The following is a 9,349-nucleotide window of genomic DNA, read 5'->3' as shown; positions in this document are numbered from 1 at the left end:
CTTGGCGCCTTTCAAGCATAAATCAACCTATCTGCCAGACAACAACTGACAAACTCTCCTTTCGCCGCCAATTAATTAGCAGCCATAAACATTAATTCTGCTATTAATTATTACTGGTGTGTTTTTTTGCACACGCCATAAGCAGCGCTTTTAAGCTGCCAGACAAAAATGATCAGGTCATCCCTGGCGGGCAGGAACTAACAGGAGTCAGAATGTTGTTAAAAAAATGGAACAAACCCTTGGCTGTATTGGCTTTACTGGTCAGTGGTACACTGCATGCGGCCTCTACACCGGCGGTGGAAGCAAAACATGGCATGGTGGTGACCTCGCAATATCTCGCTTCACAAGTGGGAACTGATATTTTAAAAATGGGCGGCAATGCCGTTGATGCCGCAGTGGCGGTGGGATATGCACAGGCTGTTGTAAATCCATGCTGTGGCAATATCGGTGGGGGTGGTTTTATGACCATTCACCTTGCCGATGGAACTGACACATTTATCAACTTCCGTGAAACTGCACCAGCGGCTGCCAGCGCCGATATGTATTTAGATAAAGAGGGAAAAGTCACTAAAGATGCCAGCTTGTATGGTTATCTGGCAGCCGGCGTCCCTGGTACGGTATTGGGAATGGATAGCGCGCAGAAGAAATACGGTAAATTGACGCGCCAGCAAGTGATGGCTCCGGCGATCAAACTGGCCCGTGAGGGCTTTGTACTGACGCGTGCCGATACTGACATTCTGGACACTACCGTCAAACGTTTCCGCCAAGACCCTGAATCCGCGCGTATTTTCTTGCGCAAAGATGGTGAAGCACTGCAACCGGGGGATCGTTTAGTTCAGGCTGATCTGGCTGAAACCCTTAGCGCAATCTCAGAGCAAGGGCCGGATGCCTTCTATCAGGGCAAAATACCGCAAGCAGTAGAGGCGGCGGCGAAAAAAGGTGGCGGTATTTTGACAGCCGCTGATTTCGCCAACTATAAAATCACTGAAACTGCACCGATAACCTGTAGTTATCGCGGTTATAAATTTGTTTCCTCACCACCACCCAGCTCCGGTGGGGTGACATTATGTGAAACTCTGAATGTGCTGGAAGGCTATGACCTGAAAAGCATGGGCTTCAATTCCGCGGCTTACATCCATACCCTGACAGAAGCTATGCGCCATGCTTATATGGACCGTAATACCTTCCTCGGTGACCCCGAGTTTGTTAAGAATCCGATTGATCGCCTGTTGAGCAAAAGCTACGCCGCCGATATCCGCAAGCAAATCGTTGCCAACAAAGCGACTCCCTCGGTAGAAGTACAACCGGGGATGCAACCCCATGAAAAACCAGAAACCACCCACTACTCTATCGTCGATAATGAAGGTAATGCGGTCTCCACGACCTACACGGTTAACGGCCGCTTTGGTGCTGTGGTGATTGCCCCGGGTACTGGCTTCTTCCTGAATGATGAAATGGATGATTTCACCGTCAAAGTGGGCGAGCAAAACCTGTATGGTTTAGTACAGGGGGCAACCAACTCCATCGCCCCCGGTAAGCGCCCACTATCGTCTATGAGCCCAACATTAGTGACCAAAGACGGTAAGACATTTATGGTGTTAGGCTCTCCGGGTGGCTCCAGAATTATCACCATCACCCTGCAAACAGCCCTCAATGTCATTGACCATGGCATGGCACCACAAGAGGCGGTAGATGCACCACGCATCCATCACCAATGGCTACCTGATGAGGTATATTACGAACAACGTGGCGTATCCGCAGATAGTCTTAATCTGCTAAAAACCATGGGATATAAGATGGTCGAACAGAACCCATGGGGTGCAGCCGAGCTGATTCTAGTGGGTTTGGCCGGAGTGGAGGGTGTCAGCCCGGCCAACTCGGGGAATGACTCGGCAGTTTCCGGCAAAGTTCGTGAAGGCTACCTGTACGGCGCTAACGATGTCCGTCGCCCAGCAGGTGCCGCCATCGGTTACTGATAGCTATACCCGTCATACTTCAAGCTGCATGTGCGTTGGCTGCTCTCAATCCCCAGAATCACTTACTCCAGTAAGCTCATCGGGACTCATTCGCTTGCCGCCTTCCTGCAACTCGAATTATTTAGGCTATATAGATATTGATTAACAATGCTATTCATCCCCCATCAATGTATTGGTGGGGGAAATTTACTGGCTTATTGATATTACCAAGGCAATGTATGCCCCTGGTAATCAATAAAACCGTGACCGCCCTTACCGGAAGCGTGCTCAATTTGGTCGACCACGCCCTTCACACTGGTCGTAATGGTCAGGGGTGCCGCATCCCCGCCCATATCCGTTTTTACCCAACCTGGATGAATCGATAGCACCGTCAGAGCCGGATCGGCCACTTCAGCAACCAAACTACGGGTCATCATATTTAGTGCGGCTTTACTGGCTGAATAGAGAGGTTTATGGCCGGAGGCATTATGACCAATACTCCCCAACTGAGAAGACATAAAGGCCAATACACTTTGAGTTGGATTACGTTGTGTCAGCAGATGCTGAGCGATACGGATAGGTGAAACGGCATTGGTTTGGAATAATTCCAGAATATCTTCCGGTTGCGCCTCAAGAGCTGATTGATGTTCCGGCCCAGAGATACCCGCATTAACAAATATGAGGTCGAATATCTGCCCCTGTAGCTGCGGCAAAAACTGCTTAATACTTTCAGGTTTATTAATATCCAATGTTAGCCAATGGGCGGCATGGGCTGCGGTATCTTTCGCAGCACCGCGTGTCGTCGCAGTCACTGACCAACCACGGCGATTAAGTTCGTCAACCAGCCCCAGTCCCAAACCTCTTGAGGCGCCAATGATCAATGCCTTTCGTTTAATTGTGCTCATATCATTTTCCCTTTGCTGAATGTTACCTGCCCACTGTTTGGTCAGCCATACGATTACCTATCATATATATAATATCTCAACAAAAGGAAAAGCGGCGCTTGGCCGCTTTTAATCGCTATCACTGCTGGCTAACGATTAAGTTAGCGCTCACCAACACCACGCCACAAAGTGACACTCTCGCCAGCCAAGTGCAGATTGACGCCTGACTCAGTGCCATCCAGCTCGGATGAGCCTTCCAGGCGCAGCCACTTAGCGACATTGAGTAAAGGGGATGCTGGCAACGAAACATTGATATCACTAATACGTTGTATCGCGACCATCACTCGTTCACGTTGGTAGCTACGAATAAACACCAAAGTGTCACCATTGGCATAAACCACCTGACAACCACCACGCCGCAGCGCCATGCTTTTGTGCCTTAGAGCCGCCAGCCGTTGGCATAATTTCAACAGGTCATTATCCCATTGAGCCTCATCCCACGGGAACGGTTTGCGGCAGAACGGATCATTACCACCATCAAGACCAATTTCATCGCCATAAAATAAGCAAGGCACACCAATCCAGCTAAATAACCACACCAGCGCCATCTGCATTCGGGCTTTGTCATTATTCAGTAGGGTTATAAAACGGGCGGTATCATGGCTGTCCAGTTGATTAAATAAACGCAACTGATGGCCGTGCGGCAATCCGGCTCGGTACTCATCCATCCAGTAGGCACAATCCTCAGCCTTGAGTTTTATCGGATGATAAGCCACATCCTGGCCCGCTAAAAAGCTACGCACCGGTAATGCAAACCCCATGTAATTCATTGCCGAATCTTCTACACCGGCATGTAACCAATTACGTGCGTCGCCAAAGTGTTCCCCCAGAATATAGGCCTGCGGATTTTCCTCTTTTGCTGCCTGATATATACCGGTCAAATGGCGCAAATTCCCTTTCGCTCCGCCGTCCTCCCCCAACATATGCACCACATCTAACCGCCAACCATCAATGCTGTAAGGGGGGCGTAACCAATAACGCACCACACTACCGTCGCCCCGATAGATTTGATTTACCACGTCCTCACTCGCGAAGTTGAGTTTCGGCAAGCTGGCATTACCTTTCCAATCCAACGCCCGCCCATCGGGGAAGAAATTAAACCAGCCACGATAAGGTGAGTCCTGATGATGACAAGCCCCATTATCCCCTTGCTGGTGCCTATCAAACCAATGATGGGAATCACCGGTATGATTAAACACCCCATCAAGTACCAATTTTATGCCGGCCTCACGGGTAGCCATACGTAATTGCAGAAAAGCCGCCTCACCGCCCAGATAGGGATCTATCTGATAATAATCTTGCGTATCATATTTATGTACGCTGGGTGCGGTAAAAATTGGATTTAGATACAACGCAGTAACGCCAAGTTGTTGTAAATAAGTGATTTTTTGACTGATACCCGCCAGATCACCGCCATAGAATGTTGAAGCGGCATTAGTGTCATCCAATGGTTGTTGCCATGCACGACGAGCCACCGAATGACCCGCAGCGTGATGATAATAGCTCGCATTTTGCATGCCGTGCTCACCCTGACTACTGGCAAACCGATCGGGGAATATCTGATAAAAGACTTGGTCGGCCACCCAGTCGGGGCCACTGTCGGGCATATCAATGGCAAACTGAGCCAGTTGCGCCGGAGGAACCCGCGAGAATCCCAGCGGGCCGAACCATTGTTGGTCGTCATCCCATAACAGTTTAAAACAGTAGCGCCGTGTAGGTTGCCCTTCATGTAAAGGCAGCGTCGCGCGATAACACCAAAAGCCATCACGCTGTTGGCCTTTCATCGTCAGTAGCCATTCTTCATTATCCGGTTCGCAGCGTAAGAAAACCTGTGCTGGTAATGTGTCGCCATGCAACCATTCACCATGCAACCATAAAGTAATCTGTAATGCGTCGCCTCGCTGACGAACAAAAGGCGGGACCGGAAGATGCCAACCACTAAGCATAAAATTCTCCTGCGTTAACCAAAACCATTCCTGTTAAGGCTATCTGGTGCAGACATTAACGCCGCGACACATTCACCTGAGATAGGCGATTTATCTGAATATACAGCTCGCCGATATAAATAATGTCATGTAGTGGCTGCTTCCCCCTCATCTGTCACTATAAATATCAGGGATGAGATTGGGGGAGGAGAAGTATGGGGGTAAATAGCAGAATGCCCCAGATTGTATAGAGCAAAAAAAGCCGAGAAATCTCCCGGCTTGATAGTAGGTATTGACTCAGTATTACTCAGTTTCTTTGGCAAGCTCTCGCTGTTTCTTTTGATGGCGCACTTTCAAGTAATACCCCACCAACAACAATGCAATCCACACTAACCCTACATACAGTGAAATGCGGGTTGTCGGGAACCAGCCAATCAGAGCGATGATAAACACCAGGAAAATGATTGCCAGCACCGAAGTAAAGGTACCGCCACGCAGTGGGAAATCCAGCGCCTTAATCTGTTCTTTGCTTAATGAACGCCGGAAACCAATCTGGGAAAACAAAATCATGATCCATACCCATACAGTGGCAAAAGTCGCCAGCGATGCGATAACCAGGAACACATTTTCCGGCATGATGTAGTTCAGATAAACCGCAATCAGCATGGCAAACATCATCACCAACACCGTCACCCAAGGCACACCACGCTTGGATATTGCCGCAAAGGCTTTTGGTGCATGGCCCTGTTCCGCCATTCCGTTCAACATACGCCCGACACCAAAGACATCACTGTTAATGGCAGATAATGAAGCGGTGATCACCACAAAGTTGAGAATACCTGCCGCAACGGTAATCCCCATATGCTGGAAGGTCAGTACAAATGGGCTACCGTTCGTGCCCACCTGATTCCAAGGGTAGATAGACATGATGACAAACAGGGTACCGACGTAGAATACCAGGATACGCCACGGCACTGAGTTAATTGCTTTCGGAATGGAGCTTTTTGGATTTTCAGCTTCCCCGGCAGTAATACCGATAATCTCAATACCACCATAAGCAAACATCACCAGTTGCAATGATAGGATCATGCCGACATAACCGTTACTGAAGAAGCCGCCGTTAGTCCATAAATTATGAATACCGGTCGGCTGCCCACCGTTACCAATACCCCAAATAATGATACCAAACCCGGCCAGAATCATGATGATGATGGTGGCAACTTTAAAGAACGAGAACCAGAACTCCAGTTCACCGAAGACTTTGACGCTCATCATATTAACTGCGCCAATAATCAGCACCACACTCAGCACCCATACCCAATGAGGCACGTCCGGGAACCAGACCCCCATATAGATACCGAAGGCGGTCACATCAGCAATAGCAACAATCAAAATCTCAAAGCAATACGTCCAGCCGGTGATATAGCCCGCCATTGGCCCAAGGTAATCTTGTGCATAGCGCGAGAAAGAGCTGGCCTGTGGGTTATTCACTGACATCTCACCCAACGCGCGCATGATGATAAATGCCACCACGCCACCGATCAGGTATGCCAATAACACACTAGGCCCTGCCATTCTTATCGCATCAGCCGAACCATAGAATAAGCCGGTACCTATTGCTGACCCTAATGCCATAAAGCGGATATGACGGGTCGTCAGGCCCCGTTTCAGCTTATTTTTGACTGGTAATTCCATGTACATTGCCCCGTCTTTTTTCAGCAAAAAGCCACGGGGATGAGCCGTGGCTAAAAAAATCCTATGGCTGTGCCGTTATTGCTTAGCAGCAACTTCCTGGCGACAGCAGAGGCGATCGTACAACCCTACGACGACGAATACCAGCAGGGAAGGCGATAACCACGCCAGACCTTGTTCAGCCAATGGCAGATGCTGAGTCCATTCAGGCAGGAAGTGCGCGAAGGTAGAAGCCTTCACCGCATCAAGAATACCGAACAGCAAACTAACCAGCATAACTGGAGCCACGATACGTGAGGCATGATGCCACCAGCGCAAAGTAAAGCTCATCAAAACCAGCACGATGCATGGCGGATATATCGCTGTCAGCACCGGAATGGAAATCTGAATTAGGTGACTCAAGCCCAAATTCGATACCATCATTGAGAAGATACCGAGAATGAATACCAGCGCCCGATAAGACAGCGGCAAGTACTGAGCAAAGAATTCAGCACAGGCACACGTTAGGCCCACAGCGGTCACCATACAGGCAATGAAAATCAATGCGGCCAGGAACACACTGCCCAAACCACCAAAGGTGTGCTGAACATAAGCATGCAACACGACTGCGCCATTCTGTGCGTCAGGCGTCAGGCTGCCACTGCCGCTGCCAAGTTTAAACAAGCTCAAGTAAACGAGCGTCAAACCGATACCGGCAATCAATCCTGCCCAAATGGTATAGCGCGTCAGCAGCCCTGCGGAAACCACTCCACGCGAACGGGCCGCATTGACGATAACGATACCAAAGACCAAGGCACCCAAGGTATCCATGGTCAGATAACCATTAACGAAACCAGAGGAGAAAGGCACGTTCTGATAGGCATCAGTGGCTGAAATCAACGGACCGGCAGGCCAAATCAACGCCGCGATACCCAAGATAGCAAGCGCCAGAATTTTCAGTGGTGCCAGAATATGACCGACGGTGTCCAGCAAACGCCCCGGATAGAGCGAAATTCCAATCACCAGCGCGAAATAAACCACACTATAAATAAACAGCGGCAACGGGCCATCACCCGTCAAAGGGGCGATGCCCACTTCGAAGGAAACTGTTGCGGTTCGTGGCGTGGCAAACAGTGGGCCGACAGCCAAATAACAGACGGTAGCCAGTACCAAACCAGCACTACGGCCAATTGGGCTACTCAGGGCATCAATCCCCCCGCCCACCCGGGCCAGCGCGATAATGGTAATAACCGGTAAGCCAACTGCGGTTATCAGGAAACCAAGAGCTGCCCACCATACATGTTCACCCGATTGTAAACCAACCATCGGCGGGAAGATGATGTTGCCAGCTCCAACGAATAAGGCAAAGGTCATAAAACCTAATGCCATAATATCTTTAGACGATAAACGATGACTCATAGTGGTGTGTGTTGCCTAAGTTAAATGGCCAAAAGGAAAAGTTCTAAGTTGTGGCCTTCCCGACGTGATCGAAACGATACAAAGCTCTGATAAACGCAAACTCCGGCGGTTAATAAGCAATCTATTTCGTCAGTATGCAGTGTTTTTGAAGTTATTTGCAGGTGGAATAGGCCAACAACGGCGCTAAGTAGACCGTTTATAGCGGAGAAAGGCAAGTCGGGATCATAAAAGCAGAATCATCATCCAGATAATTTTATCAAACCAGTTAATCATGCCATGTTTTGAGAGATACACGCCATATGATTTGTATTATTTGTAGCCAGTCGTTAACAATTTACCGCCAATCTGGTGACCAATACTCAGGAGAGACTGATCGTTTTATACGCAGAGATAATGCCAGATTGGATAAACAAAAAACGACTACTGAAACACCTTAATCAGTAAAAACCTAACGCTTTTCGGGTCTGAATCAGTACCTCGGGAGGTAGGGGTAAATAGCCATCATGGGTGACCCTTTTTTGCCCCTCGGGCGATAGAACCCGCTCAAGGAACGCCGCAGTCAATGGCTCCAGTGGCTGGCCCGGAGCTTTATTGATATAAATATACAGATAACGTGATAAAGGGTAGCGGCCATCTTTAACATTCTCAGGTGTTGGCATCACAAAATCCTGCCCCACCGCCGCCAGTGACAACGGTTTAACACCACTATTACGAAAACCAATACTGGCATAGCCAATGCCATTCAATGAGCCAGCCACCGCCTGTACCACAGAAGCGGACCCAGGCAACTCATTGACATTATTTATAAAATCACCATCGCACAACACCTTATGTTTGAAGTATCCATAGGTCCCCGAAGCTGAGTTCCGGCTATAACGTTGTAAGGAACGCGCCGCCCACGCCCCTTCCAATCCCAACTGACCAAAGCGCTGAATTTGGTGTGGCTCTCCACATCGGCGATTTTGCGAAAAAATAGCATCAAGCTGCGATAAAGTCAGTTTGTTCAGTGGGTTATCCTGATGAACAAACACCACCAATGCATCAACTGCCACAGGAACTGCCAGTGGCGGATAGCCATAACGTTGAATAAATGCGTTGATCTCACCCGCTTTCATTGGGCGGCTCATCGGCCCAAGCTGGGCGGCACCGACAGCCAACGCCGCAGGGGCAGTAGAGGAACCTGCCGCCTGAATTTGCAAATTAACGCCAGGATAGTGATGATTAAAATCATCAGCCCACAAGGACATCAGATTGGCTAAGGTGTCAGAACCCACACTGGAGAGGTTGCCTGATAAGGTATTGGTGGCAGGCACGGAAGCCATCGGCAAAACCGCAACCGGAGGGGACAGTACCGCTTCAGATTGCGCTAAAACGGCATGGCTAAACCATAACATGACATGCAACAACGTCAGTTTTGCCCATTTCATCAGCTTGG

The 9,349-nt window shown here is 49.2% G+C and carries 6 protein-coding genes; 1 reads left to right on the top strand and 5 read right to left on the bottom strand.

The genetic code is table 11. The annotated features are described in order from the left end of the window. Window positions 1-212: 212 nt before the first annotated feature. Complete coding sequence (gene ggt / locus V1952_RS05335; RefSeq protein WP_005182078.1) at window positions 213-1,976, top strand: gamma-glutamyltransferase; 1,764 nt, start codon at window positions 213-215, stop codon at window positions 1,974-1,976. A 203-nt stretch (window positions 1,977-2,179) separates the two neighbouring features. Here ggt and V1952_RS05330 read toward each other — a convergent pair whose 3' ends face one another. The 5 genes from V1952_RS05330 to V1952_RS05310 all read right to left on the bottom strand — a co-directional run bounded on the left by V1952_RS05330 (window position 2,180) and on the right by V1952_RS05310 (window position 9,341). Beyond that, on the bottom strand, window positions 2,180-2,860 hold the full coding sequence (locus V1952_RS05330; protein WP_420071189.1) for an SDR family oxidoreductase: 681 nt from the start codon (window positions 2,858-2,860) through the stop codon (window positions 2,180-2,182). Window positions 2,861-3,000: 140 nt separating this feature from the next. Further along, complete coding sequence (gene malZ / locus V1952_RS05325) at window positions 3,001-4,845, bottom strand: maltodextrin glucosidase (protein WP_420074420.1); 1,845 nt, start codon at window positions 4,843-4,845, stop codon at window positions 3,001-3,003. Between the two features lie 282 nt (window positions 4,846-5,127). Next, on the bottom strand, window positions 5,128-6,519 hold the full coding sequence (gene proY, locus V1952_RS05320; protein ID WP_372558176.1) for a proline-specific permease ProY: 1,392 nt from the start codon (window positions 6,517-6,519) through the stop codon (window positions 5,128-5,130). 75 nt (window positions 6,520-6,594) lie between these two features. Beyond that, the gene (gene brnQ, locus V1952_RS05315) at window positions 6,595-7,914 is read right to left on the bottom strand and encodes a branched-chain amino acid transport system II carrier protein (protein ID WP_083160081.1); all 1,320 of its coding nucleotides are present in this window, start codon (window positions 7,912-7,914) and stop codon (window positions 6,595-6,597) included. Between the two features lie 437 nt (window positions 7,915-8,351). After that, on the bottom strand, window positions 8,352-9,341 hold the full coding sequence (locus V1952_RS05310; RefSeq protein WP_420074419.1) for a PstS family phosphate ABC transporter substrate-binding protein: 990 nt from the start codon (window positions 9,339-9,341) through the stop codon (window positions 8,352-8,354). Between the last annotated feature and the right edge of the window lie 8 nt (window positions 9,342-9,349).

This window comes from Yersinia sp. 2542 StPb PI, from assembly GCF_048593855.1.
GTDB lineage: Bacteria > Pseudomonadota > Gammaproteobacteria > Enterobacterales > Enterobacteriaceae > Yersinia > Yersinia enterocolitica_E.
Note: the sequence above shows the minus strand (reverse complement) of the source record. Positions and strands in the feature narration are given on the sequence as shown.